Genomic DNA, 25,998 nt, shown 5'->3' with positions numbered 1-25,998 from the left:
AAATAAAAGGCAGTATTTTGGATATATTCACTCTCACTATTATTGTCAGCATTGTTATTTATATTTTTATTGGTAACTACGCCGGCCGCAGCGTTAAACAAATAGATGATTATTTTGTTGCTGGTCGGCAAGCCCCTACGCTATTAATTGTTGGCACTTTAGTAGCCAGCGTGATGAGCTCTACGGTTTTTCTTGCCGAGTCGGCTTTTACTTACGACGGCCAAATGGGGCCCTTTGTTTTATTTCCGCAAATGGGCACGGTGGGTTACATCTACGGGGCGTTATTTTTTGGCCGCTATCTACGTCGCAGCCGCACAACCACGGTTGCGGCTTTTTTTGGCGAGCGCTTTAATAGCCACCGGGTGCAACAGGCGGCGGGGCTAAGCATTATTGTCGCGCTGGGCGGTTATTTACTAGTGGTCACTCAGGGCGCGGCCATTTTATTATCGGACTTAACCGCACTCACTTACACCCAAAGCTTGTTGATTGCCTGGTTAAGCTATACCGCCTTTACTTTATATTCCGGCTCCAAGGGTGTGCTATTAACCGATACCTTAATGTTTTTATTATTTATGGTCGCCACACTGCTATTCACATTTTATCTAGTGTCTGACTTAGGCGGCATTAGTGCCGCGATTCAAGGGCTAAGCCAGCTGGAACACAAGGCCGACATCGCCTCTTGGCACGGCGTTATTGGTGCGGGCACCGAATTCCCCACGGCTATGGATTATTTAATCTGGGCCATCATTATAGATATTTCCTGGGGCATCGTGTTTGCGGTTAGCCCTTGGCAGTCTAGCCGTCACCTAATGGCTAAAAATGAACACGTGGTTTTGCGCGCGTCCATTTATGCTTGTATCGCAGCAGGCGTATTGCAGGTATTAATTTATGGCATAGGTGGCTTTATTAATTTAGCCAACCCCGATATCACGCCTTCTGAAAGTGCGATTATTTGGGCCGCCAAAAATATGGTGCCCGAATTTTTAGGTGCTTTATTATTAGCGGGCATTATGGCGGCGGCATTATCTTCAGCCTCTACCTTTTTATCTCTGGTAGGTTTTAGCGCCAGCAACGATATAGTGAGGCCCTCTAGCCCTAAAAAAACATTAAATTTACGGGCCACCCGTTGGATTATGTTGGCGATAGGTTTACTGGTGCTAGGCGCCAGTTTGTTTTTGCCTCCCAGCATTTTTTGGCTAACGTATTTTGTCGGCACCGTGTTTGCTTCCTCTTGGGGGCCGGTAGCCTTTATGTGTATATGGAGCAAAACCATCACCGCTTCTGGTGCCTTTTGGGGCATGATTAGCGGTTTCTTTTTAAATGTTATTCCCACTGCCCTGCAATACTTGGAGCTGATAGATTTACCCAGCTATATGGACCCTATCTTAATTGGCGCAGCGTGCAGCTTAGTGGTGACGGTGCTGGTGTCGCGCTGTGGCCACGTTAGCCGCCAAGAAAAAGTCTATCGTATGCGCTTGCACCGCACGCCGGCGGGTGAGCGTGATTTAAAACAAACCAAAATCAGTGTGATTGCCCCCGCTATACTGGCGCTGTACGGCTGTGTAATGGCCTATCTTATGGTCACGTTTTACGTCACCCCTTACCAAACCGCTAGCGGCCAGCTGCTGCCCAACGGCCAAGTTGACTGGGCCACCGGTGAAGCTTTTTTATCGGTTAGCTGGGCGCTGCTATATATACCGTTGGCGTTACTCACCTATATTCTTATATGGCGTAGCTACAGCCCCGGCGCCAAAAACATTGAGCAGGCACAGACAAAGGCTTAACCACTACGTTTTTTTGCTCTATGCTAATTAACACGCTTGTTGTACACCGTTAAATCGGTGTAAGCCTACTCTTCACTATGGCTATGCAGGTAACGACTATGGAAAGCGAAACCCTCGGCCTTACTGCCATTATTGGCACCATAGGCGCTGTACTTACGGTCTTAATCAAGCTGTTTGATATGATTAGCTCGTGGAAAAAAACCCGCGATAAAGCTAAGCAAGTCAATAAAGAGATCGACCATACCCTGAAAGAAATAGAATTTATTAATGGTTGGTTGGCCGCTGTTGATAAGGTCAGCACCGATGAAGACGTTAAGCAGCGTCAAAGCATCGCCCTCAAACGCTTAGATCAACTGATGCAAAGTTACCAACACTACTGCCGCGGTGAAAAGCTGCCACCGCCACAATTGCAAAGCGAAAAAGGCAATGGTTGGTTTTATGCCATCAGCGCCTTTATGCTGCTGGCAATTATGGGGATGTTTGTTGATGATAATGATGAGTGGTCGTTGCAAGCCTTTAAGCACAATATGGATTCTGATGCCGCTATAGGGCTGGGGTTTTTTCTTTTTGTATGGGTATACTTTTTTATTAACAGCCGCTTTTTTAAACGCAGCACTGCATAAGCGAATAAGCCATGAGTCTTACCGGATCCTGCCTCTGTGGCGCTATCGCCTATCAAGCCAGCGCCATTAATAACACGATCAGCCATTGCCACTGCCAAATGTGCCGCAAGTTTCACGGTGCCGCTTTTGCTAGCTATGGCAGCATCGCCCCGGCTAACTTTAAATGGCTACGCGGCGAACAGGCGTTAAAAAGTTATACCGCTAGCAATGGTACGATTAGGCAGTTTTGCCAACACTGTGGCTCCAGCCTTACCTTTACGAGCAAGTCACAGCCCACCATAGAGCTGGCCCTGGGCAGCTTGGATGTAGACATCACACAGCGGCCGGTGGCGCATATTTTTACCGCCTATAAAGCCAACTGGTATAGCATTACTGACGGCCTACCCTGCTTTGCAGAAGACGCAGATGAATAGGCGATAAATAAATAACGCCACCACTATTGCGCAAGATTCGGCTCGTATTTAATACCATTGTCCGCCACACTATAGCCTATTCACTTATTACTTTTAACGCCCCGTTTTTATGAGCGACTACGATAAAATTGCCAAGGCCATCAGTTACATACGCAACAATGTTAGCCAGCAACCCTCGTTGGATGATATTGCCGCGCAAGTAAACTTAAGCGCCTTTCATTTTCAAAAGCTATTCTCTCGCTGGGCCGGGGTCAGCCCCAAGCGCTTTCTGCAAGCGCTCACCTTGGAGCACGCCAAACAACTACTAAAAAAACATAAGCTATCTACGCTTAATGCGTCAAATTCCCTGGGCCTCAGTAGCAGCTCTCGCCTATACGATCACTTTGTACAGTTAGCAGCGGTAACCCCCTCCGAATATAAACAAGCCGGCGCAGGCTTAACTCTACACTATGGCTACCACGAGACGCTTTATGGCCATGTTTTTATCGCCATTACCGATAAAGGCATTTGTAAATTGCTTTTTATTAACGACGGCTCAAAAAAAGAAGTGCTACAGCAACTCAAACAAGAGTGGCCAAAAGCGACACTCATTAACCATCAAGCAACAACTAGCCATGTCATTACTAATATTTTCAATCACCCCCCTGCTGCCAACAAACCCATATCACTATGGGTGCGAGGCACCAACTTTCAAATTAATGTGTGGCGGGCACTATTAACCATCAAGCCTGGCGAGCTGGCCTGTTATGGCGACATTGCCACATTAATTGGCAAACCCAAAGCGGCCCGCGCCGTTGGCACGGCAATAGGTGCCAACCCAGCCGCCTTTATTATTCCCTGCCATAGGGTGATACAACAAAGTGGTGGTTTGGGCGGTTATAGATGGGGGGAAGTTCGTAAGCAAGCTATGCTGGCCAAAGAGACCGCTGAAAGGGAATGAGTAAGGCTTAGCGGGTGAACTTGATTGGGGTAGTCACTCTTGTCTCATTCAAGGCCCACCACCTTGTGCCCAATAACACTCCCTGATTACCACTTGATTGTGCCCAATATATTGTTTTTATGGTGAGATATCCAACCTCGTTAATGCACGACAGAATTATGCGCTTTATGGTTAGCTGAAACCGCCACAATATATGCGTCACTCCGGCGCAGGCCGGAGTCTAGATTGCAGCCTACACCGCAATGACAGGCTGACAACAATCAATTTAAAGCTTTTTCACTACGCAACTTCTCCGCCAACAAATCAACAAACGCCCTGACCTTTACTGCCGCATTACGCCCTTCTCGATGCACTATGTGCACGGGCTTTGCTGCTGGCTCATAATTTTCCATAATAATTTTTAATTCGCCCGATACTAACTGCTTCGCCACTTGATATGACAATACGCGAGTAATGCCAAAACCCTGTGTGGTAGCCTCGATAGCAGCATCGTTGGTGGTTACAGTTAAGCGCGGCTTAACGGCAATGAGTTTATCTTTACCCGCTATGGGGAAGCGCCAGTTCATTGCGCCGCTACCTGCCTTAGAGGCAATAATAGTGTGGTTTAACAAATCACTGGGGTGCTTGGGCAAACCGTGCTGCGCAATGTAGCTGGGCGAGGCGCATAACAACAATCGCACCGAGCCAACCCGCAAGGCTCGCATACTTGAATCTGGCAGCTCGCCTATACGTACGCCTACATCCAAGCCTTCCTCTAACAAGTTAACCACGCGATCAAGAAATACAGCATCGACATCCATTTTAGGATAGCGATTTAGGTAATCGACGATACCGGGGGTTACAAAATAACAGCCAAATAACACCGGTGCGGTTACCACCAAATGGCCCTGTGGCTCGGAATTAATACCTGCCGCTGCCTCATCGGCCGTGGCCAGCTCCTGCAATATGCGCCGAGCATCTTCCAAGTAGCGCAGGCCCGCCTCTGTTGCCCGCACATAGCGGGTGGTGCGATTAAGCAGCTTAACCCCTAGTTGGTCTTCCAGCTCTGCTACCGCCCTAGTCACCGCCGGCGGCGACATGACCAAGCGCCTAGCTGCTGCAGCAAAGCCCTGCTCTTCGGCCACGGCCACATACACTTTTAACTGATGGAATCTATCCATTAAACATTCCTAGGGCTTGTGCCTTAAAACAACTTATTTAGGGAGTATTGCTACTGAGTCATTGCCAATACTCCGGATTCTGGCTCGGGGGCCGCAATGCTTGATCTTAAGTCAGCGCCATTAGCGCCAAGAAAGCTGGCCAGACCATTATTCCATTTTAAGGAATAATATATTGCAATTTACACCTATTCTTCTCCCGTGTGAAATTTGGCAGAGTATCACCACTGGCACAGCGCAAACAAACTTCACGTTGGCCACAGCACAACCCCACTATTTTTCATTTAAGGATTTAATCATGAGCCGCATACACGTTATCGACCAACACAACGCCAATACTGAACAACAAGAACTACTCAACGCCATCCAAAGCCAATTGGGCATGGTGCCTAACTTTTTAAAGGTCTTCGCCAATTCCCCTGCTGCCTTACGCGCCTTTTTAGGCTTACACGGCATCGCCGGTGAAGGCAGCTTAGACGCAGCAACCCGTGAGCGCATTGCGCTAGCGGTGGCCCAACAAAACCAATGCCAATACTGCGTTTCAGCCCATACCGCAATCGGTAAAAAAGCTGGCCTTAACGGGGCAGAAATTGAGGCCAACCGCGCCGGCACCAGCCAAGATGCCAAAGCCGCCATAGCGGTTAAATTCGCCCGAGCCCTTAGCGAACACAACGGTGATGTCACCACCGAAGAATTAGCTGAAGTTCGTGCTGCGGGTTATAGCGAATCCGATATTGTTGAAATTATTACTCACGTAGGTATGAATGTGTTGACCAACATTTTGGGTAAAGCCAGTCAAATTGAGATTGATTTCCCGAAGGTTGAGCTGGCACTTGCATCATAATTTCAGGTAATACCGGCGCAAGCCGGTATCTAGCTGGTTTAACACTATGGCTGATCTGATATTTTTTTGTGCTACGCCACTACGACAAACGACGCCATGGATGGAGGAGGCATGCCACACAGAAGTCAAAGCCTTGAAGTAAGCATAAAAAGTTAGGTAAAAAATATGGGTATCAGCTTGCGCCGGTAGAGCCTTCCCCATGAGCGTAGCGAATGCTTTGGGTATGACAAAAAATTAACTACGGAACATCCACTGACTCTAATTAGCCGCTGGATAACAGAAACATAAGGAGCACCGCATGGGCCACAAATACGCAGAAATAATGTTTACCGATGCCGTAAAAAACGTCCAACAGCAAAAACGTAGCCGTGATAATTATACTCGTATGGAACAGGGCGAGGATTACAATTATTTACTCAGTGAGGTGGAGGCTGAATTCATTAGCGAACGCGATAGTTTTTACATGGCCAGCGTTAGTGAAGCCGACTGGCCCTATGTGCAACACCGTGGTGGCCCTGCAGGCTTTATGAAAGTACTAGATGCTAAAACCCTAGGCTTTGCCGATTTTAGTGGCAACCGCCAATACATTAGCACGGGTAACTTTACTCACAATAATCGTGTGTCACTTTTTTTTATGGATTACCCCAACCGCCGGCGTTTAAAACTATTAGGCCGCGTGGAAGTGCTTGGACAGGAACACCACGAACACCTAGAGCTATTAAAACCACAACACTACCGAGCCAAAATTGAACGCGGCTTTATTATTCACGTTGAAGCTTTTGATTGGAACTGCCCACAGCATATTACCCCACGCTATACTGAGGACGAGGTTGAAAACCTTATACAACAACGCATAGCCAGTAACGACTACAGTCAACAAGTGCCATCCGTTTTTGGCAATGGGAATTTGTCATTAATCATTACCGGCATACGACAACTAACACCTACTGTACGCGCCTATGAATTGCGCAGTGCCAATGGTGACCAGTTACCCAACATAACGGCAGGCTCACATATAAAAATGCCTATCACCTTAAACGATGGTAGCAAAACCCACCGGCATTATTCTATTTGTTCCAACCCTGCTCGCCGGGATATTTATGAGATTGCGGTGCAAATAAAAGCGCATAGCAGCGGTGGCTCTGCGGCTATACACCAGCAATATCAATTAGGCACACAGCTTAATTGTGCCTTGCCAGCCAATTACTTTGATATGCATATAGAGAAGCAACAACCGGTTATTTTAATTGCCGGCGGCATTGGTATTACCCCTATCAAAGCTATAGCACAGTTATTAATAGAAAACGGCAACCCTGTGCATTTACATTATGCTGGCCGCAGCCTTAATATGATGGCGTTTGCCGATAGGCTGCAACGCGTCTTGGGAGAAAATATATCGCTATATCCTGCCGACCAACAACCACGGCTCAACCTACAACAGCTGATAGAACAGGCTCCTACCAACGCTATTTTTTATGCCTGCGGGCCAGAAAAGTTATTACAAGCGCTAAGCCAAATTACCACTAAGGTAAACATCGATAAAAGCCGTGTACGCATAGAGCGATTTAATTACCAGCAACACACTGACGATCAAGCCATCACGGTTACTATTGCCAGCACCTCACAGCTTATTCAGGTTGCCGCCGACCAAAGTGTGCTGGATGCTTTAATTGATGCCGGCGTCAATGCCAACTACAGTTGTAAAACCGGGCAATGTAAACAATGCGTCGTCGATGTTATTGACGGCGAGGTCGACCACCGCGATGTGGTACTCAGCACAGTCGAACAAAAAACACAATTTTGTCCCTGCGTATCACGATCAAAAACAAAGTATTTAACCATCAATATGTGAACTTTTATTTTTCACCTCTACGCTAACACTAGTAAATCGCTATAGGATAAATATATGAGTAACTCAGAAGCACGGCCGCCACTTCCCCCCTTTAACCATGAAGACGCGGTAATCAAAGCCCGCAAAGCCGAAGATGCTTGGAATACGCAAAACCCTGAGGCTATTGCCATGGCCTATACAGCGGATTCCCAGTGGCGCAATCGCTCGGAGTTTATTCAGGGCCGCGAGCAAATCATTGCCTTTTTACAACGCAAATGGGCTAAGGAATTAGAGTATCGTTTGATTAAAGAAGTATGGTGCCACACCGACGACCGTATAGCGGTGCGTTTTGTTTATGAGTGGCAGGATGAGGCTGGCCAGTGGTACCGCAGCCACGGCAATGAAAACTGGCAGTTTGATAAGCAGGGCTTAATGGCTGCCCGCCATGCGAGCATTAATGATGTGGCCATCACCGAACAGCAGCGCAAATTTCACTGGCCTTTAGGGCCAAGGCCCGAGAGCCACCCCGGCTTATCGGAGCTGGGCTTGTAGTGGATAAAAGTAGTCGGTGATAGGCGCGTTTATTCCAATACCGGATAGCCCTCAAGGCTACCGGTATTATTCATTAACAACTCTTTTAATTTGCCGCTTTGATGCAGCTTGATAAATTCTTCATTAAAGATGGCCAGCATTGCTTGGCCGTGGCTGCTTTTAGTAAATACCGCAAAACTAGGGGTTTTGATTACCCCTAATTTAATTTCAAAGTTTGCGGCCTCACCCGAGAGTTGTAATTCACGCTGTATATCGGCCTCATAATCCAGTATCGCGTCTATGCGCTGGTGGTTAAGCATTTTCACCAAGGATTTGAGCTTAGAAAGCTCCTTGTACTGTATGCTCACCGGCACAAATTCATTAAAATCATTGCCTAGCACCGCGCCTACTTTTTTATCGGCCAAAGACTCTAAGCCACTCCAAGTGGCAGCTAAAGCTGGGCTTATCGCCGCATCCACCACATCCATTTCTAAGGGCTGATCGGCATAGCTACCGGGTAGATTTTCACTCTTATAAACCCCCAGCACCACATCTGCTTTATCACTCTGCATCATTTCAACCGAGCGCTTATAAGGCACATACTTAACCACTACTTTAATACCACGTGGTTCATATATTGCTTTGAGTATATCGGTGTAATAACCACTGCCATCGGGATTACTAAAGTCCTCCCATATATCGGTAGCAACCACAATCTGCCCAGCAGCAAAACTTAAGCTTTGCAGACAGCTTAAAAAGAGTAGTGTTAGATAGCGACGATATTTCATTACACGGCCTATTTATTATCGATTAAGGGACTCAGTGCTAAACTGTACGTTTTTTATCCGTAGTTTAATACCCCTTTTTACCTTATATGCCCCTATTGGGGTAAAGGGCTGGCTAGCCGGCGTATTTAGGATTATCGCGTTATTTAATAGTAAACGTTGATGGGTTACGGCCTAGCCTTCTGCGCCTGATACGCACTATCATGGTAGCGCTACTCGCTGTATTCACCCGTAAGCGCAAACTCTATTAGGACGATTTATGCTTGTATCACGCCTGCTAACGGCCATGTTAATCATCGGCAGTATCTTAACCAGCCCAGCCTATGCGATAAGCGAATCCGAGCGCGCGATGCAGCTCTACGACGCTATTTATGACGAGGCGGTAGACCGCGATCCGGTATGGCAAACCTATTTAGGCATCAAAAAAGATTACAATAAGTGGAACGATATATCGGAGCAATTTTTACTGGCCGAAGTCAATCATGCCAAAAAAAACCTACAACGTTTGGCAACCATTGATACCACGCAACTAACGCCACAGGCCCTACTTAGCCATCAACTACTGAGCCTAAACCTGCAAAACCAAATTACCGATTATCCATGGCGCCATCACAGCTATCCGGTTAATCAAATGTTTGGTACCCATTCTGAAATACCTGCGTTTTTAATTAACCAACACAGCATCGCTAACCGGAAAGAGGCCTTAGATTATATCGCCAGGGTTGCAGCCAGCCAGCATTTACTGGCACAACTGATAGAGCAATTAAAAATCAGGGAGGCTAAGGGCATTATCCCCCCTAGCTTTGTCTTCCCCCATGTTATACGCGACGCCAAAAACTTAATAAGCGGCCAGCCCTTTAGCGAGGGCGAAGACAGTGCCCTGCTAGCTGACTTCAGCAGCAAGCTCAAGCCACTAAAGTTGGACGGCACTGAAGCCACGGCACTGCTTAAGCAACTTAAGCAGGCACTGCTCACCCAGTTACAACCCGGCTACCAACAACTCAGAGCCCACTTACAAATACTGCAGCAAAAATCTGATAGCCGCGCAGGGGTATGGAAGCTACCCGAGGGTGAAGCGTTTTATAATAATGCCTTAGCCCGTACTACCACGACTACGTTAACGGCAGATCAAATTCATACCCTAGGATTACAAGAAGTAGCACGCATACACGACGAGATGCGTGCGATTATGCAGCGGCTAAAATTTAACGGCAGCCTACAAGATTTTTTCACGTTTATGCGTGACGACCCACAATTTTATTACCCTAGTACTATGCTGGGCCGGCAACAATATTTAACCGAAGCCACTGCGCTTATTGATGATATGGCCGGCCGTTTAGAGCAATTATTTTTAACCCTACCCAAGGCCCCGCTAAAAGTTAAGCGAGTGGAAATCTTTAGAGAAAAGTCTGCCGGCAAGGCCTTTTACCAAATGCCCGCACCCGACGGTTCGCGACCCGGCATCTATTACGCCAACCTGCATGACATGGCCTCTATGCCCAACTATCAAATGGCGGCACTGGCCTATCACGAGGGTATACCCGGCCACCATATGCAAATAGCCATTAAGCAAGAAATGGACAGCCTACCTAAGTTTCGTAAATTTGAAGGCTATACCGCCTATACCGAAGGCTGGGGTTTATATGCCGAAATGCTGCCCAAAGAGCTAGGCCTATACCAAGACCCTTACGCCGACTTCGGCCGCCTAGCGATGGAGTTGTGGCGCGCCTGCCGCCTAGTGGTAGACACCGGCATACACGCTAAGCGCTGGACCAGGCAACAAGGCATAGATTACTACGCCAACAACACCCCCAACGCCTTAGCCGACGCGGTTAAAATGGTGGAGCGCCATATCGTCATGCCCTCACAGGCCACCGCCTACAAAATAGGCATGTTAAAAATTATTGAGCTGCGGGAAAAAGCCCGGCTGGCCTTAGGGGAACGTTTTGATATCCGCGAGTATCACGATGTACTGCTGCTTAACGGCGCCGTGCCATTAACGGTGCTGGAAACGCTAGTAGATAGCTATATCGCCAAACAGCTAGGCCCAGCACATTAAAACAAGCTAGGCTCAGCTTGCTGTAATAATTGGCTGGGACGCAGCAAGTGCTGGCTAATCAAGTCAATGGCCGCCTCGCTATCACGCTGTAATAACGCCGCCACCAGCTCATCGTGCTCTTGGCGGTTGGCGTGGTAGACGCTGCGCTCAGACATATTCTGGTTAAGCCACAGGTTGCGGTAGCGCGAGGCTTTTTCGTATAACGATCTGCGCACCTGCATCAAAGTGCCCGAGCCACAGCCGCTGGCTATAGCCGTGTGAAAAGCCTGATGGCGCAACTCCCACTCCTGCACGTCATCCGCCGCCTTTGCTAATAATTCCCCCGATTTATTCAACCGGTGGGAAGCCGCCACAATTGCTGCCTCCCAATTATCATCCCCGCGCGCTATGGCCTGCCTTACACACAGCGCCTCAATCTGGGCACGGGTATCATAAATATCCTTCATCTCTGCCAACGAGATAGGGTGCACCCTAAAACCACGTTGATTCTCTACCACCACTAGTTGTTCTACCAATAGCTGTGAGAGTGCCTCACGCAGGGGACTGACACCCACTTGATAGCGTTCTTTTAAGGTAGCCATTTTCAGCTTTTCACCGGGGCCAAAATAGCCATTGAGAATATCTTTTTTTAATTGACCTAATACCTGAGAGGCGTAATTGTCTGAATTTTCGGGCGCTGTAGTAGCGTATTGGGCAACGGTAGGCATGCAAATTCTCATCATTATTAGGCTAGCGGCCATTTTAGGCTTATTCGACACAAAAGTTAAATTACTCCGGCTTACATTTTTGTTGACATTAATCAATAATGTCGACATTATTGATCGCAACTACCCGCCAGCACAATTTATATGCCTAGCGGTAGGCCACATGAACACCAGGAGAAAGCCATGAACGCATTAGCCATACAACAACCTGCTTCCGTTAGCCCCATCGGCTTTACCATAGCTCCCTACCCCGCCAGCGAACGCCTGCAAGTGGTAACACTAAGCGCCGCAACCGTTAAAACCTTTAAAAGCAGCTGTGAAACCCTGTCTGTGCAAGCAGTGGAGTACAAGCCCTTCCTACGCTTTGCCTTGGCTGAAGCGCTGGATAAAATCACCGATTACAGCTTGGGTGCCTTTTTACACGCCACCCTACGCAACCGCAACACCGGCGGCTTCCTATTAGAATATGAAGGCCAGCCTACTGACGCTGAGCAAGCCAACCAAGAGGGCGACTTTCACGTACAGCTGTCTACCGCCATCTCCCATATGTGCGGTATCCCCAACCATGACGCCATGTACGGTAAATTCTACGCCCGCTTCACTGTAGAAAATAAAGACAACAGCGACAGCTACTTGCGCCAAGCGCACCGTCGTATGGAGCTGCACAACGACGGCACCTTTGTTAACGAACAAACCGACTTTGTGTTAATGATGAAGATGGCCGAAGAAAACATGGAAGGTGGCGACTCGCTACTATTGCACCTAGACGACTGGCAAGACCTTAATAAGTTTTACCACCACCCACTAGCCAAGCAAGCAATACAATGGGGTGCGCCACCTAGCAAGAACGTTACCACTAAGATTCATCATCCGGTATTTATTGATGAAGATGTTAACGGCAACCCGCAGCTTTCCTACATAGACCAATTTGCCGAGCCACAAAACCGCGCCCAGGGCTTATACTTACACGCCATGGGTGAGTCGCTAGAGAGCGAAGAAAACTGCATTAACGTGCGGGTTAAAGTAGGCTCTATGCTGGTGATACAAAACTATATGTGGCTACACGGCCGCGACAAGTTTGTTGCCCATGATGGTTTACGCCGCGAGCTATTAAGACAGCGTGGCCACTTCACTCGATAAGCTATTTTTTAAAACTTATAGCCATTTTTTTACTTTTTTGGAGCTAGCCCTGTGAGCGACGTAGATTACGATTACCTTATTATCGGCGGCGGCATCGTGGGGCTTGCTACCGCTATGCAGTTGCAGCAGCGCGACCCCAGCAAAAAAGTGCTATTGCTAGAAAAAGAAGATCAGTACGCCAAACATCAAACCGGCCACAACAGCGGCGTTATCCACGCCGGCGTTTACTATGCCCCCGGCAGCTTAAAAGCCGATTTTTGTAAGCGCGGCGTGGATGCCACACTTACGTTTTGCGCAGCAAATAATATCAAGGTAGAACAATGCGGCAAGCTACTAGTTGCCACCAACGACACCGAAGTTGAGCGCATGCAGGCCCTGTTTACCCGCTGCCAAGAAAATGGCTTAGACGTAGAGCTGTTATCACAAGCAGAGTTAAAAGAGCGCGAACCAAATATAGTCGGCCTAGGTGCCATCTTTGTAAAAACAACCGGCATCGTCAACTACCAACACGTCAGCATCGCCATGGCTAAGCAGTTTCAAGCACTGGGTGGTGAAGCGCGATTAAATACCGAAGTGACCGGCCTACAGGAAACCGCTGACAATATTAGGGTAACGGCGAACTGCGGCGGCGAGATTAAAACTATCACTGCAGGGTTTTTAATCACTTGTTCCGGCTTAATGGCCGACCGCACCACGCGCATGTTAGGTATAGAAACCGACTTCCAAATTATTCCCTTTCGCGGCGAATACTATCAACTACCCGCCAAGCACAACGATATTGTTAAGCATTTAATATACCCCATCCCCGACCCTGAGCTACCGTTTTTAGGTGTGCATCTCACCCGCATGATCGATGGCTCTGTCACCGTAGGCCCCAATGCAGTACAGGGCTGGAAGCGCGAAGGCTATGGCAAAATTAATATCAGCCTACGCGATGTCATGGATATGATTTGCTTTAAAGGCTTTTGGAAAGTATTACAGGCTAATTATAAAACCGGCTTAGTGGAAACCTGGAACTCTTGGTGGAAACCCGGCTATTTAAAGTTAGTACAAAAATACTGCCCGCAATTAACCCTAGCCGATTTAAAGCCCTACCCCGCCGGCATACGGGCACAAGCGGTATTAAGTGATGGCAGCTTAGTACATGACTTTTTATTCGCCGAAAGCCCACGTAGCCTGCATGTGTGTAACGCCCCATCACCGGCAGCCACCTCGGCTATTCCTATAGGTGAATTCATTGTCGCTAAGCTGCCTGCATAGTTTATAGCCGTGACAACCCTTAATTGTTAACATACTTTTAGATCACTCATGCTATAACAATTAAGGTTTTCACAATGAAGCCACTACTACTCTCCGCGTTTGTTTTCCCTGGCGCTGGTTATTTTCTGCTAAAAAAGCCGATACAGGGTGTTATCTCTGCGCTAGTAACTATTGCGGTACTCATCGTCTTTATTAAAGAAGCCGTCTACAAATCCAATATTATCAGCCAAGGTATAGTTAATGGCGAAATTGCTATCGATATAACCGCTATACAGCAAGCCGTACTCAATACACCGGGGCAAATATCGCCGCAAACCTTGGGCGCACTAAGCTGGCTGCTAGCTGCGGTATGGCTATGGGGCATGATAGATTGCTACCGATTGGCAAAAAAATTAAAGACTTAACACCCAACAGTTTGAATGTTTTTCCCCTTACCAGTTAGACCTCAATCACCCATATCTTAAACATACACTTTTAACTATAGCGATAGCGCTAAATTCGTTACGCTGCTTTAGTTCACCTTCGTAATTTTTTAGCATAAAAAAACCCCGCTGGTTTGCACCAGCGGGGTTTTAGCTAAGGCCGTAACGAATTACTTGTTAGCTTGTCTTTCTTTTTCAGCAGCGATAACTTCTTCAGATACGTTTGCTGGACAAGGGTTGTAGTGTGAGAACTCCATAGAGAACTGACCACGACCTGAGGTAATAGTACGCAAGTGACCGATGTAACCAAACATTTCTGATAGTGGCACGTCAGCTTTAATACGCACGCCGGTTACACCTGCTTCTTGGTCTTTAATCATGCCGCGACGACGGTTTAAGTCACCGATTACATCACCTACGTGATCATCAGGCGTGAACACGTCTACCGCCATGATAGGCTCGATCAACTGTGGTCCAGCCTTAGGCATGGTTTGACGGAAAGCACCTCTAGCAGCAATCTCAAACGCAACCGCAGACGAGTCAACCGCGTGGAAGCCACCGTCGTACAATTCAATTTCAACGTCTAATACCGGGAAGCCCGCTAATGGACCTTGGCCCATCATGCTCTTAAAGCCTTTCTCGATAGCTGGGAAGAATTCCTTAGGAACGTTACCACCCACAACCTTAGACGCAAAAGTAAAACCAGAACCCACTTCGCCAGGTCTGATGCGATAATCGATTTTACCGAACTGACCAGAACCACCCGATTGTTTCTTGTGGGTGTAGCTGTCTTGAGTTTCTTGAGTAATAGTTTCGCGGTAAGCAACCTGTGGCTTACCTACATCTAGCTCAACGCCATAGGTACGCTTTAAGATATCAACTTTGATATCCAAGTGTAATTCACCCATACCTTTCAGAATGGTTTCGCCTGAATCTTCATCAGTTTCAACAATAAAGGTGGGATCTTCAGCAACCATCTTACCGATCGCCAAACTCATTTTCTCAACACTGGCCTTATCTTTAGGCGCAACAGCGATAGAAATTACTGGCTGCGGGAAAATCATAGGCTCTAGAGTACAAGGGTGCTTAGGATCACACAGAGTGTGGCCTGTTTGTACATTCTTCATACCCACAATAGCGATGATGTCGCCGGCGTGAGCAGAGCTTATCTCGGTACGCTCGTCGGCGTGCATCTCAACCATACGGCCAACACGCTCAGTTTTACCGGTGAATGAGTTAAGGATGCTATCACCCTTGTTCAAGGTGCCGGAATAAATACGGATAAAGGTTAACGCGCCATAGCGGTCATCCATTATTTTAAAGGCCAATGCACGTAAAGGCTCATCAAGCGATACCAAGGCTAATTCACCGTTAGGCTCGCCAAATTCGTCAGTCAAAGGCTGAGGTTCAACCTCAGTAGGCGAAGGCAAGTAGTCTACAACCGCATCCAATACTAATTGTATACCTTTGTTTTTAAACGCAGAGCCACAGTAAGTGGGGAAGAAGTCTAGCGCGATGGTACCTTTGCGTATGCAACGCTTGATATCGTCTATCGCAATCTCTTCGCCGTCCATGTAGGACATCATCAGATCGTCGTCTTGCTCAACCGCAGTCTCAATTAACTTCTCACGGTATTCAGCTACTAGTTCAACCATGTCAGCGGGAACGTCTTTAACTTCATAGTTTTCAGGCAGGCCTGAATCATCCCAAATAAATGCTTTTTGAGTAAGAACATCAACCACACCGACGAATTGGTCTTCTGTGCCTATAGGCAGTGTCATAACCAGCGGGTTAGCACCCAATACTTTTTCTACCTGTTTAACAACACGTAAAAAGTCAGCGCCTAAGCGGTCTAATTTGTTTACGAAAATAACACGGGCAACTTCTGAGTCGTTGGCATAGCGCCAGTTAGTTTCTGACTGTGGCTCTACACCACCAGAACCACAGAACACACCTACACCGCCATCGAGTACTTTTAAAGAACGGTAAACTTCTACAGTGAAGTCAACGTGCCCTGGGGTATCGATGATGTTGAAGCGATGGTCTTTCCAGAAACAGGTAGTCGCTGCTGACTGTATGGTTATACCACGCTCAGCTTCCTGCTCCATAAAGTCAGTAGTTGATTCACCGTCGTGAACCTCACCGGTTTTGTGGATTTTACCGGTCAATTTCAAAATACGCTCAGTCGTTGTGGTCTTACCCGCATCAACGTGTGCGAAGATACCTATGTTTCTGTAGTGTGATAATTCTGCCATTGCGTCACTCAATATGTCAGGGGAAAAATTGCGGCGAAGTATACAGGATTTTCCAAGCATTGTTGAAAAAATTATCAACATAACGACCCCGTCACTACCTGCGATGGCAGCCTAAAAGAGTCGCTAAGTGCTTGTTTTCAAAACAGGAAAGGCTTGCCTGCGCAAGCCTTTGATTTCATTGAACAAAAAACAACCGCCGTAGCGGACGGGAAGGATTAGCCGTAGTAATCCGCGCCTAATCCACCAAACCTTTAGCCCTAAGTTCGCCTATCTCTGCCTCACTATAACCCAGCTCAGCCAGTATTTCTTCGCTGTGTTCACCCAGCAACGGCGGCGGCTGCTCAGTAGTCACCGGTGTGCGGCTTAATTTCATCGGGCTACCCACCAGTTCCAAGCTGTCATTGTACGGATGCTTAACCCGTGTGCGCATATCGCGCGCCAGCACTTGTGGGTCAGCCATCACCTTATCGATGCTGTTGACTGGGCCACAAGGCACGCCCCTAGCGGTTAGCTCCTCCAGCCAGTAGCTTTCACTGTGCTGGGCAACTAACGCCGTTACCTGTGCACACAACGCCTCACGATTGTGTACGCGGGCCTGGTTAGTTGCATACTCCGCTTGCTCGGCCAATTCGGGCCTGCCCGCTAGCTCGCAAAAACTGGCAAACTGCTTGTTGTTACCCACCGCCAAGATGATAAAGCCATCACTGGTGGCAAAGGCTTGATAGGGCACAATATTGGGGTGGGCATTGCCTAAACGGCCAGGCACGATATCACCCACCAAGTAATTACTGGCTTGGTTGGCCAACATGGCCACCTGTGAGTCCAGTAAGGCCATATCTATATGCTGGCCCAGCCCCGAGCGCTGGCGCTCTAGCAGGGCGCCCTGTATCGCGATGGTGGCATAGAGGCCAGTAAAAATATCGGTAACTGCCACCCCCACTTTTAAAGGGCCGCCCTCAGGCTCGCCGGTAATACTCATCAAGCCACCCATGCCTTGTATCATAAAGTCATAGCCAGCACGTTTTTGATAGGGGCCGGTGTGGCCAAAGCCGGTGATAGAGCAATACACCAGGCGCGGGTTAATAGCGCTGAGGCTAGCGTAATCTAAGCCGTATTTTTTCAGGCCACCGACCTTATAATTTTCCAGCAACACATCCGACTCGGCAACCAGCTTTTTAATCACTGCCTGTCCCTCTGGCGAGGTAATATCGAGAGTGAGCGATCGCTTACCGCGGTTGGTGCAGAGGTAATACGCGGACTCAGAAGTGGGGTTACCTTCATTATCGGCAAGAAAGGGTGGGCCCCACTTACGGGTGTCGTCACCCTCGCCAGGCCGCTCAACCTTAATGACATCGGCACCCAAATCAGCCAAGGTTTGGCCAGCCCAAGGGCCCGCCAAAACGCGACTCATGTCTAGAACTTTGTAACCGCTTAGGGGTGAGGACATAGTAGGTGAGTCTCTAGTTAGACAGTCGCTAGTCGCTAGTAAACAGTATCTAGTAGCTTGTGCTTCCACTAGGAACTAGCGACTTTGAACTAGGAACTGATTCTAAAAGAACGACTGTATGCCTGTTTGCGCACGGCCCAGAATCAAGGCGTGAATATCAGATGTACCTTCATAAGTATTCACCACTTCCAAGTTCACCATATGACGCATCACTGGGAACTCATCAGAAATACCGTTACCGCCGTGCATATCACGGGCTTCACGGGCGACTTCCAAGGCTTTTTGACAGCTATTGCGCTTCAACATTGAGATAAGCTCAATACCCATTTTGCCTTGGTCTTTCATAGACGTGGCGCGCCAGCAACCCATCAAACCCAAGGAAATATCAGTTTGCATGATGGCTAGTTTCTTTTGAATTAACTGGTTGGCCGCTAATGGACGATCAAACTGTTTGCGGTCCATGGTGTACGTACGGGCGGCATGCCAGCAATCTTCGGCGGCGCCTAAGGCACCCCAAGCTATGCCTAAACGAGCGCTGTTTAAGCAACTGAACGGGCCTTTCAAGCCTTCAACACCAGGCAGTAAGTTTGCTTCGGGGACGAACACTTCGTCCATCACGATTTCACCGGTGATAGAGGTGCGCAGCGCTAGCTTACCTTCAATTTTAGGTGCCGACAGGCCTTTCATGCCTTTGTCTAAAATAAAGCCGCGGATTTTTCCGTCGTCAGTTTTGCCCCACACAATAAAAACATCGGCTACCGGCGAATTGGTAATCCACATTTTTGCGCCGGATAGGCTGTAACCGCCCTCTACCGTGCGAGCGCGGGTAATCATGCTGCCGGGGTCAGAGCCGTGATCAGGTTCGGTTAAACCGAAGCAGCCTATCCACTCGCCTGTCGCTAATTTAGGTAAGTACTTCTCTTTTTGCGCTTCGGTACCAAACTCGTTGATAGGGTGCATCACCAAGCTAGACTGCACGCTCATCATAGAGCGGTAGCCAGAATCCACACGCTCGACTTCGCGGGCAATCAAGCCGTAAGCCACGTAGCTCACGCCGGGGCAGCCGTAACCCTCGATGGTGGGGCCCAATAAACCCAATTCACCCATCTCTTTAAAAATCTCTAAGTCGGTGTGCTCGTTAGCAAAGGATTCTCTAACCCGAGGCAGCAACTTTTCTTGGCTGTATTGTCTGGCCACGTCACGCACCATGCGCTCTTCTTCAGTGAGCAGGTCGTCCAACAAGAATGGATCTTCCCAATTAAATTTACCGTATTGACTCTTAGACATGCCTGACTCCTATCGAAAATCTCTGCCGTTTTATGGGCTAGTGTTTTGGCTAAATACCGCGCCTCTCTTCACCTTAGCTGATTGTGCAGAGCCTGCTCGGCGGATGTTATACCGCTGTAAATTGTACAAACTGTAGCCCAAACAACCTATAAGCGATAATATATACTTTATATTTGATCTATATATTTTATATATGCCAATATCACGAGAACGCCATGGATAATCGTCAATTACAAATCTTTCAGTGTGTCGCCAGCCAGCTCAGCTTTACCCAGGCGGCCAAGGCCCTGCATATGGCGCAGCCTGCTGTTAGCATTGCGATAAAAAAATTGGAAAGCGAACTCAACAGCCAATTGTTTGACCGCGCCGAAAAGAAAATCAGCCTCACCCCCGAAGGGCAGGTATTGCTAGAACACGCCAATCGCATACTGGACCAATTCCAGCAGGCACGCTTAGCCATGGCAGAGCTATCGGGGTTAACTGTAGGTGAGGTGAAGCTATGCACCTCGGCCATGCTGGGCTCTTATTTTTTACCCGACAAGCTCAGCAAGTTTCGCAACCGCTACCCCGGTATTAAATTGCAACTACTAGGCGAAGGCACCAGCCGTGCGGTGGAGTTACTGGCGCAAGGCGAGATAGACCTAGGCATAGTCAATATGGATACCGTGCCTAACAGCCTGCAGGCCGTCCCTTTAATGCGGGAAGAAATCGTTATCTGCGTCAAAGAGGATGATGAATTTGCCCAACAAGCACATATTCCTTTTGTTGACTTTGCTCAACGCGACTTAGTTATTTACAGCCAAGGCTATTATCTGCGTGAGCAATTAGAAAAACTGGCCAAGCAACAGCACAGCGCACTGCATGTAGGCATAGAGACTAATTTACTGCGGCCGCTATTCAATTTCGTGCGTGAAAACTGCGGCATTAGTGTGTGCTTAAAACAAGTGTTGTACGATGAGCCTGGCTTGGTTGGCATACCCTTTGAAGAGCCTTTCTTTTTAAACTTGGGGCTGGCCTACCATAAAAACCGCTACCTACCCAAAGCCGGGCGGGCACTATTTGATTTTTTACACCAAGATGCCAAACAGACGTAAACGCTGTTTGCCAGACTATATAAAACAGGCTCAAGCCCATATTTATTAAAGGGATTACTTCATGCTAGAACACATCACCCTCATGCTGGCATTGCTAGGCGTATTGTCACTGCTATGCCAATGGCTGGGCTGGGCGCTGCGATTGCCAGCCATACTGCCCTTATTGTTGTGTGGCCTGTTGCTGGGGCCAGGCATAGGCTTTTTAAATCCTGATGCCTTATTGGGCGACCTACTATTCCCCATTATCTCCTTAGGGGTGGCAATAATTCTGTTTGAGGGTGCACTTACCCTCAATTTTAAAGAAATTAAAAATCACGGTGCCATGGTCACTCGGCTAGTCACCTTGGGCACCCTTATTACCTGGCTGTGTATTAGCGTGGCCACCCGCTATTTATTTGATTTCAGCTGGCCGCTGGCCATTTTATTTGGCGCCTTAGTCGTGGTCACCGGCCCCACGGTGATAGTGCCCCTACTCAGAAGCGTGCGTCCCAAAAAAGAACTGGCCAGCATTTTGCGCTGGGAAGGCATAGTGATAGATCCTATCGGCGCCTTATTAGCCGTTCTGGTTTTTGAATTTATGGCCGTCGCCTCTACCCCCGCCACCCATGTATTGCAAGCCTTGGCGTATATGTTAGTGCTGGGCTTTGGCTTGGGAGCCTTTGCCGGCTACGCGGTAGGCCGCCTGCTAAACAGCCGCCTGCTGCCCCATTATTTAAGAAATACTGCCGTGCTCACTATTATGCTGGCGGTTTTTGTAGGCTCTAACACCATACAAGAAGAATCAGGCTTATTATCGGTAACCGTGATGGGCATCTGGCTGGCCAATATGCGCGGCGTTGATATCGATGACATTATCGAGTTTAAAGAAACCTTAACGGTGTTATTAATTTCCGCGCTGTTTATTTTACTGGCCGCACGCTTAGACTCTGCCGCATTATTAAGCTTGGGCTGGGAAGGGCTGGCGCTGCTGGCCGTGGTAATGTTAATTGCGCGCCCCATAAGTATTTGGTGTTGCGGTTATAACACCGGCCTTAGCGCGCCCGACAAATGGTTTTTAAGCTGGGTAGCCCCTAGGGGCATAGTGGCCGCGGCGGTTTCATCACTGTTCGCCATTAAACTAGAGGCGCAGGGCATAGCAAACGCCAATCTAATCGTGCCCTTGGTATTTTTAATTATTATTGGCACCGTGGTCATACAAAGCTTAACCGCCGGCCTATGGGCCAAAACCTTGGGCATAAAAACCGGCTCCCCTCAGGGATTGCTCATCTTTGGCGCCTCGGCCTTTTCGCGCGCGCTGGCAAAAGTGTTAATAAGCAAAAACATTACCGTCATATTAGCGGACAATAACTATGACAATATTAAACGGGCCCGCATGGATGACATCCCCATTTACTTTGGCAACCCCACCTCTGAGCATGCTGAGCTGCAAATTGATTTATCGCAGATTGGCCGCGTTCTTATCATGTCACCCTATCGCCAGCTCAACCCCTTAGTTAACTTTCACTATCAAGATATTTTAGGGGCCGATAAGGTCTTTGGCCTTAATAATGTAGACCCTAATAACAAGCAAGCGAGACATCAGTTTTCTGAATCTTATTTACAGAGGCTGCGCTTATTTGGCGATGCAGTTTCTTACTCTAAGCTAGCCACCCTAATGGCAAAAGGCGCGATCATTAAAAGCACGCAAATCAATGAAAATTACAGCTATGCTGATTTTCGCGCCAGCTACGGCGACAGCGCCCTGCCCCTGCTTTATATAGAAAATGAAAAAGTGCGCATCATTACCGCCGATAACGGCGATAACATACCCGCCCAGGTTGAACTCATCAGCCTACTACCCAGCGAAGCACAGCAGCCTATAAAAGCGCCTGCTGCTACCGCATAAAAACCACTACAGCCACATCCCCAGAGCCGCGGCAGCAATGCCGCCAAGCCTATTTTTACGCCACAATACTAAACGTTCGTACAATTAATAGGCATTGCTGGCAGGTGTTGATACAAGTTATTTACAAACCCATCTTTTATGGCCTCTATTTTTTATTTAAGAAACAGTATGTTACGTTCCACGTCATTCTGTAAGTAACATCAGTTACAGTTATTTAATATCTCTTATTGAACAAACGTATAATATGTGGAATAGTGGGGCATTAAAATACCCACCATAAATACCGGCCTAGCATTAAACAGATGCCTTCGCCCTCGGTGTTTTACTGCTAATAATGACAATGAGGATACTCCACGCTATGAAACAACAGGCTTTCAAGCAAAAACTATTAGCTAGCATCATAGGATTGGTTGCGGCTCACAATGCCAGCGCCAACACCTTAATGCTGGAAGAAATGGTCGTGACCGCACAAAAGCGTGCCCAAACGCTGCAAGAAGTCCCTATAGCCGTATCGGCCTTTAGCGACAACTTTATGGTAAAAACAGGCGTAAAAGATGTCCGCGGTTTAGTGGCCTTAACCCCAGGGTTTGCTGGTGCCACCGAAGATAGCTATATAGATGGCATGTCTATGCGTGGTATTAGCACCAACGACTTTGGCGTGGGCGGTGATCCTTCTATCGCCATGTTCCAAGACGGTTTCTGGATGGGTCGCAACGGTGGCGTGCAATCGGCTTACTTTGATGTTGAGCGTGTAGAAATTGTTAAAGGCCCACAGGCAACCCTATTTGGTCGTAACGCCATTGCCGGTGCTATCAGTGTCACTACCAAAAAACCGATTGAAGAATTTGAAGGTAAAGTCAAATTAGGTTTAGCCGAAAACGATCACATTGATTTAACCACCACCGTCAATATCCCTCTCACTGATAACGTTTACTTTCGTGGCAGTGTCTATGGCGCCAGAGATAATGGCTGGCTAGAAAACTTAGAAGGCGGTGACGATTACGGCTACCACGAAAACAGTGGCACCCGCTTAGCACTACGCTATGCCGGCGAAACCGTTGATGCCACCCTTACCGCTAGCTATGAAGACCGCGAACAAAACTCTTCTCTTTATTGGGACGCCACCGACAACTTAGGCCTAAACACCCCTAAAGATAAAGTGCGCTCAGAGTTGAAAGGCGAAGACGCGTTAGACGACGCTGAAATTGCCAGCATTGTCGCTAATGTGGAAATCGAATTAAACGATAGCGTGACCTTAACCTCTATTACCGGTTGGAAAACATTTAACCACAACTACTTAGAAGATACTGACGGCGGCCCACGCTTTATTGTGCACTATGCCAGCAACACGGAAGATACCTACTACAGCCAAGAGTTTCGCCTAAATGGTGTTACTGAAAACATTACTTGGTTTGCTGGTGTTAGCGCTTATAAAGAAGATATCGATGCCGAGCTAGGTTACGACTACAACGAAGATGAATTGTGTGCGGCTATCTCACGCACCGATGTTGATTACTTTCCCGGTGGCCCGGTAGAAAACTGTAGCGATCCTGCTTTTTATCAAGATTACTGGGGGGTAATGACCGCACCAGCACCCGGCGAAACCTTAGATTTTGTTGCTGAGCACATGCTCAATGAAGTTGAAGCCAACGGCGCTGCACTTTACGGCGATTTAACCTTTCATGTTAACGAAGCGCTAGATGTAACGGTAGGCGCACGTTACACCCAAGACACTAAAAAAATGACGGCCAGCGCTCCAGCCGTTGATGGCTGGTTAGGCAACAACATCAATACCCTAGGCCCTGTTGCAGAATCCTCTGACCAAGATACCTGGGATGAAACCACCTTTCGCCTAGCGGTTAACTACCAGCTTAACGACGACATCTCTTTCTACACAAGCTTTAGCGAAGGTTATAAAAGCGGCGGCTTCAGTAGCTTTGGATTTAATGCCGACACAGGCGAGCCTGACTCATTTGACCCCGAGTTAGTCGACAGCTATGAAGTAGGTGCCAAAACCCAATGGCTAGATAACCGTTTGCACTTTAATGCCGCCTTGTACTACTTCGAATATGAAGATATGCAACTGTCTTACTTTGAGGGCGGCTCAACCTTAGTGGCTAACGTGGGCGCAGCAGAAGTTACCGGTATTGAATTAGATGCCCGTTATTTAATTAGCGAAAACTGGGAAATAACGGCCACGGCGTCTTACCAAGACTCTGAGATAGTTGAAGATAAGTCTCTGGAAGCCATCGGGGCTTGTGTCGATTGTAAAGGTAATCAATTGCCCTTGGCGCCAGAGTCAGGCGCGTCGTTGATTGCTACTTACACCTTGCCTGTTACTAGTGGCGAGTATTATGGATCCGTAGAAACATTGTATTCTTCCGATCAATACAGTGACTTAGATAACCAAAAGCACATTGCCCAAGACAGCTGGACGCAAGTTAACTTACGCCTAGGTTACGAGTCTAACGATGCGTGGACGGCTACCTTATGGGTAGAAAACCTCAACAACGACGAGCACTTTGAGCGCGGCTGGGCAAACTTTGGTTACGGCTTTAATGATTTGCAGACGTGGATATCCAAGCCACGCACTGTAGGCGTAGATCTCAGCATGAGTTTCTAAGCACTAACGGTTATTTAAAGGGTCGCTTGCGGCCCTTTTTTTATGCGCAGCCATTTATGACAGCGCTACCCTAATTGGGGCATGTTCACGAGGCCTACGCTTAGTTAGCCTCTATCACACACAGTACACAACACAAACGCGGTACAATCTTTCAAACAGGAGTATTGCCGATGACTAAGCACCAACCCACAACAAACCTTGGTATTAGCACTGCCGTGGCCGAAGACGGCGAACGCGTCACCGATATCATTGCCAATGCCTTTAGTCATGACCCACTCTGGCGCTGGAGCTTTCCCAAAGATGAAGCCCGCCGATATTTTTTAAACCTCATTGTTAACAGCGCGCTGCGTTATCCCTGCGTTTATACTACCGGTAAATTTGAAGCCGCCGCCGTGTGGATACCGCCCGAGGGCACCGAGTTACTACCCGAACATGAGCAACAGCTACCGGATATTTTCAAAAAATTAGTCGGCGATAGAGCCGATGCCGTAGAAGAACTTTTCAACCACTTTGATAGCGTTCATCCGCGCAGCCCACCGCATTATTATTTAAGCTTACTAGCAACCCATGATGATTATCGAGGCCGCGGCCTAGGCATGGCATTATTACAAGAAAATTTGGATAGGCTGGATGCGATACATATGCCCGCCTATTTAGAGTCCAGCAACCCCGCCAACGACAAACGTTATCAATCCGTAGGGTTTGAACCTACAGGCCGTTACCAAGCACCTAACAACGGCCCGGTGTTTACCGGCATGTGGCGGGAGAAACGCTAAGTCTTCCCCAGTCTCTAGTCTCTAGTCTCTAGTCTCTAGTCTCTAGTCTCTAGTCTCTAGTCTCTAGAAAGCATTACAAAAAATAATTTTTATAGCAATCAGTATCAACGCTATGCCACCTAAGCGTTAGGCTTTGTT

Annotated in this window: 21 protein-coding genes; 15 read left to right on the top strand and 6 right to left on the bottom strand. The window is 48.0% G+C overall.

Annotation, left to right across the window (positions count from 1 at the left end; translation table 11 throughout):
• Positions 1-17: 17 nt before the first annotated feature.
• The 4 genes from B067_RS0104065 to B067_RS0104050 all read left to right on the top strand — a co-directional run bounded on the left by B067_RS0104065 (position 18) and on the right by B067_RS0104050 (position 3,760).
• Entirely contained in the window at positions 18-1,784 is a 1,767-nt protein-coding gene (locus B067_RS0104065) for a sodium:solute symporter family protein (RefSeq protein ID WP_019528780.1), read from the top strand.
• Between the two features lie 98 nt (positions 1,785-1,882).
• A complete protein-coding gene (locus B067_RS0104060; RefSeq protein ID WP_156820734.1) occupies positions 1,883-2,407 on the top strand; it encodes a hypothetical protein in 525 nt (174 codons plus the stop codon).
• An 11-nt stretch (positions 2,408-2,418) separates the two neighbouring features.
• The gene (locus B067_RS0104055) at positions 2,419-2,820 is read left to right on the top strand and encodes a GFA family protein (protein ID WP_019528778.1); all 402 of its coding nucleotides are present in this window, start codon (positions 2,419-2,421) and stop codon (positions 2,818-2,820) included.
• 109 nt (positions 2,821-2,929) lie between these two features.
• Positions 2,930-3,760: a methylated-DNA--[protein]-cysteine S-methyltransferase gene (locus B067_RS0104050; RefSeq protein WP_019528777.1), complete on the top strand. Its 831-nt coding sequence runs from the start codon at positions 2,930-2,932 to the stop codon at positions 3,758-3,760.
• Positions 3,761-4,020: 260 nt separating this feature from the next.
• Here the strand turns inward: B067_RS0104050 and B067_RS0104045 are convergent, their stop codons facing one another.
• Positions 4,021-4,920, bottom strand: a complete 900-nt coding sequence (locus B067_RS0104045) for a LysR family transcriptional regulator (RefSeq protein ID WP_019528776.1) — start codon at positions 4,918-4,920, stop codon at positions 4,021-4,023.
• A 295-nt stretch (positions 4,921-5,215) separates the two neighbouring features.
• Here B067_RS0104045 and B067_RS0104040 point away from each other — a divergent pair, with 295 nt between their 5' ends.
• From B067_RS0104040 to B067_RS0104025, 3 genes are all read left to right on the top strand, one after another.
• Positions 5,216-5,761 (top strand): carboxymuconolactone decarboxylase family protein, encoded by a 546-nt coding sequence (locus B067_RS0104040; protein ID WP_019528775.1) that lies wholly within the window; start codon positions 5,216-5,218, stop codon positions 5,759-5,761.
• Between the two features lie 298 nt (positions 5,762-6,059).
• Positions 6,060-7,613 carry a 2Fe-2S iron-sulfur cluster-binding protein gene (locus tag B067_RS21585; protein WP_019528773.1) on the top strand — a complete coding sequence of 518 codons (1,554 nt, stop codon included), beginning with the start codon at positions 6,060-6,062 and terminating at the stop codon, positions 7,611-7,613.
• Positions 7,614-7,667: 54 nt separating this feature from the next.
• Entirely contained in the window at positions 7,668-8,144 is a 477-nt protein-coding gene (locus B067_RS0104025; RefSeq protein ID WP_019528772.1) for a nuclear transport factor 2 family protein, read from the top strand.
• Between the two features lie 29 nt (positions 8,145-8,173).
• Here B067_RS0104025 and B067_RS0104020 read toward each other — a convergent pair whose 3' ends face one another.
• Positions 8,174-8,911 (bottom strand): substrate-binding periplasmic protein, encoded by a 738-nt coding sequence (locus B067_RS0104020; RefSeq protein WP_019528771.1) that lies wholly within the window; start codon positions 8,909-8,911, stop codon positions 8,174-8,176.
• A 256-nt stretch (positions 8,912-9,167) separates the two neighbouring features.
• Here B067_RS0104020 and B067_RS0104015 point away from each other — a divergent pair, with 256 nt between their 5' ends.
• On the top strand, positions 9,168-10,967 hold the full coding sequence (locus tag B067_RS0104015) for a DUF885 domain-containing protein (RefSeq protein ID WP_019528770.1): 1,800 nt from the start codon (positions 9,168-9,170) through the stop codon (positions 10,965-10,967).
• On the opposite strand, the gene csiR is transcribed toward B067_RS0104015, so the two are convergent.
• The gene (gene csiR / locus B067_RS0104010; RefSeq protein ID WP_019528769.1) at positions 10,964-11,674 is read right to left on the bottom strand and encodes a DNA-binding transcriptional regulator CsiR; all 711 of its coding nucleotides are present in this window, start codon (positions 11,672-11,674) and stop codon (positions 10,964-10,966) included. The two genes, B067_RS0104015 and csiR, sit on opposite strands and share 4 nt — an antisense overlap.
• Before the next feature lie 180 nt (positions 11,675-11,854).
• Here csiR and glaH point away from each other — a divergent pair, with 180 nt between their 5' ends.
• From glaH to B067_RS21135, 3 genes are all read left to right on the top strand, one after another.
• Positions 11,855-12,811: a glutarate dioxygenase GlaH gene (glaH, locus tag B067_RS0104000; protein ID WP_019528767.1), complete on the top strand. Its 957-nt coding sequence runs from the start codon at positions 11,855-11,857 to the stop codon at positions 12,809-12,811.
• Positions 12,812-12,862: 51 nt separating this feature from the next.
• On the top strand, positions 12,863-14,071 hold the full coding sequence (lhgO, locus tag B067_RS0103995) for an L-2-hydroxyglutarate oxidase (RefSeq protein WP_019528766.1): 1,209 nt from the start codon (positions 12,863-12,865) through the stop codon (positions 14,069-14,071).
• A 74-nt stretch (positions 14,072-14,145) separates the two neighbouring features.
• Positions 14,146-14,475: a hypothetical protein gene (locus tag B067_RS21135; protein ID WP_019528765.1), complete on the top strand. Its 330-nt coding sequence runs from the start codon at positions 14,146-14,148 to the stop codon at positions 14,473-14,475.
• A gap of 188 nt (positions 14,476-14,663) precedes the next feature.
• Here B067_RS21135 and fusA read toward each other — a convergent pair whose 3' ends face one another.
• The 3 genes from fusA to B067_RS0103975 form a co-directional block, all read right to left on the bottom strand.
• Positions 14,664-16,748: an elongation factor G gene (gene fusA, locus B067_RS0103985; protein ID WP_019528764.1), complete on the bottom strand. Its 2,085-nt coding sequence runs from the start codon at positions 16,746-16,748 to the stop codon at positions 14,664-14,666.
• A gap of 235 nt (positions 16,749-16,983) precedes the next feature.
• The gene (locus tag B067_RS0103980; protein WP_026244395.1) at positions 16,984-18,195 is read right to left on the bottom strand and encodes a CaiB/BaiF CoA transferase family protein; all 1,212 of its coding nucleotides are present in this window, start codon (positions 18,193-18,195) and stop codon (positions 16,984-16,986) included.
• Between the two features lie 102 nt (positions 18,196-18,297).
• A complete protein-coding gene (locus tag B067_RS0103975; RefSeq protein ID WP_019528762.1) occupies positions 18,298-19,482 on the bottom strand; it encodes an acyl-CoA dehydrogenase in 1,185 nt (394 codons plus the stop codon).
• A 215-nt stretch (positions 19,483-19,697) separates the two neighbouring features.
• Between B067_RS0103975 and B067_RS0103970 the strand changes: the two genes are divergently transcribed.
• The 4 genes from B067_RS0103970 (at position 19,698) to B067_RS0103955 (ending at position 25,860) form a co-directional block, all read left to right on the top strand.
• A complete protein-coding gene (locus B067_RS0103970) occupies positions 19,698-20,576 on the top strand; it encodes a LysR family transcriptional regulator (RefSeq protein ID WP_019528761.1) in 879 nt (292 codons plus the stop codon).
• Positions 20,577-20,637: 61 nt separating this feature from the next.
• The gene (locus B067_RS0103965) at positions 20,638-22,461 is read left to right on the top strand and encodes a cation:proton antiporter (RefSeq protein WP_019528760.1); all 1,824 of its coding nucleotides are present in this window, start codon (positions 20,638-20,640) and stop codon (positions 22,459-22,461) included.
• A 358-nt stretch (positions 22,462-22,819) separates the two neighbouring features.
• Complete coding sequence (locus tag B067_RS0103960; RefSeq protein ID WP_019528759.1) at positions 22,820-25,084, top strand: TonB-dependent receptor; 2,265 nt, start codon at positions 22,820-22,822, stop codon at positions 25,082-25,084.
• A 170-nt stretch (positions 25,085-25,254) separates the two neighbouring features.
• A complete protein-coding gene (locus tag B067_RS0103955) occupies positions 25,255-25,860 on the top strand; it encodes a GNAT family N-acetyltransferase (protein WP_019528758.1) in 606 nt (201 codons plus the stop codon).
• The last annotated feature ends 138 nt before the right edge of the window (positions 25,861-25,998 follow it).

It is taken from the genome of Dasania marina DSM 21967 (assembly GCF_000373485.1).
Classification (GTDB): Bacteria; Pseudomonadota; Gammaproteobacteria; order Pseudomonadales; family Dasaniaceae; genus Dasania; species Dasania marina.
This window is presented reverse-complemented; position numbering and strand designations above follow the sequence as displayed.

Excerpts from the sequence above, each read along its gene's own strand:
- B067_RS0104060 (WP_156820734.1), top strand. The coding sequence starts at position 1,883 with ATGGAAAGCGAAACCCTCGGCCTTACTGCCATTATTGGCACCATAGGC.
- B067_RS0104055 (WP_019528778.1), top strand. The coding sequence starts at position 2,419 with ATGAGTCTTACCGGATCCTGCCTCTGTGGCGCTATCGCCTATCAAGCC.
- B067_RS0104050 (WP_019528777.1), top strand. The coding sequence starts at position 2,930 with ATGAGCGACTACGATAAAATTGCCAAGGCCATCAGTTACATACGCAAC.
- B067_RS0104045 (WP_019528776.1), bottom strand. The coding sequence starts at position 4,920 with ATGGATAGATTCCATCAGTTAAAAGTGTATGTGGCCGTGGCCGAAGAG.
- B067_RS0104040 (WP_019528775.1), top strand. The coding sequence starts at position 5,216 with ATGAGCCGCATACACGTTATCGACCAACACAACGCCAATACTGAACAA.
- B067_RS21585 (WP_019528773.1), top strand. The coding sequence starts at position 6,060 with ATGGGCCACAAATACGCAGAAATAATGTTTACCGATGCCGTAAAAAAC.
- B067_RS0104025 (WP_019528772.1), top strand. The coding sequence starts at position 7,668 with ATGAGTAACTCAGAAGCACGGCCGCCACTTCCCCCCTTTAACCATGAA.
- B067_RS0104020 (WP_019528771.1), bottom strand. The coding sequence starts at position 8,911 with ATGAAATATCGTCGCTATCTAACACTACTCTTTTTAAGCTGTCTGCAA.
- B067_RS0104015 (WP_019528770.1), top strand. The coding sequence starts at position 9,168 with ATGCTTGTATCACGCCTGCTAACGGCCATGTTAATCATCGGCAGTATC.
- csiR (WP_019528769.1), bottom strand. The coding sequence starts at position 11,674 with ATGCCTACCGTTGCCCAATACGCTACTACAGCGCCCGAAAATTCAGAC.
- glaH (WP_019528767.1), top strand. The coding sequence starts at position 11,855 with ATGAACGCATTAGCCATACAACAACCTGCTTCCGTTAGCCCCATCGGC.
- B067_RS21135 (WP_019528765.1), top strand. The coding sequence starts at position 14,146 with ATGAAGCCACTACTACTCTCCGCGTTTGTTTTCCCTGGCGCTGGTTAT.
- fusA (WP_019528764.1), bottom strand. The coding sequence starts at position 16,748 with ATGGCAGAATTATCACACTACAGAAACATAGGTATCTTCGCACACGTT.
- B067_RS0103980 (WP_026244395.1), bottom strand. The coding sequence starts at position 18,195 with ATGTCCTCACCCCTAAGCGGTTACAAAGTTCTAGACATGAGTCGCGTT.
- B067_RS0103975 (WP_019528762.1), bottom strand. The coding sequence starts at position 19,482 with ATGTCTAAGAGTCAATACGGTAAATTTAATTGGGAAGATCCATTCTTG.
- B067_RS0103970 (WP_019528761.1), top strand. The coding sequence starts at position 19,698 with ATGGATAATCGTCAATTACAAATCTTTCAGTGTGTCGCCAGCCAGCTC.
- B067_RS0103965 (WP_019528760.1), top strand. The coding sequence starts at position 20,638 with ATGCTAGAACACATCACCCTCATGCTGGCATTGCTAGGCGTATTGTCA.
- B067_RS0103960 (WP_019528759.1), top strand. The coding sequence starts at position 22,820 with ATGAAACAACAGGCTTTCAAGCAAAAACTATTAGCTAGCATCATAGGA.
- B067_RS0103955 (WP_019528758.1), top strand. The coding sequence starts at position 25,255 with ATGACTAAGCACCAACCCACAACAAACCTTGGTATTAGCACTGCCGTG.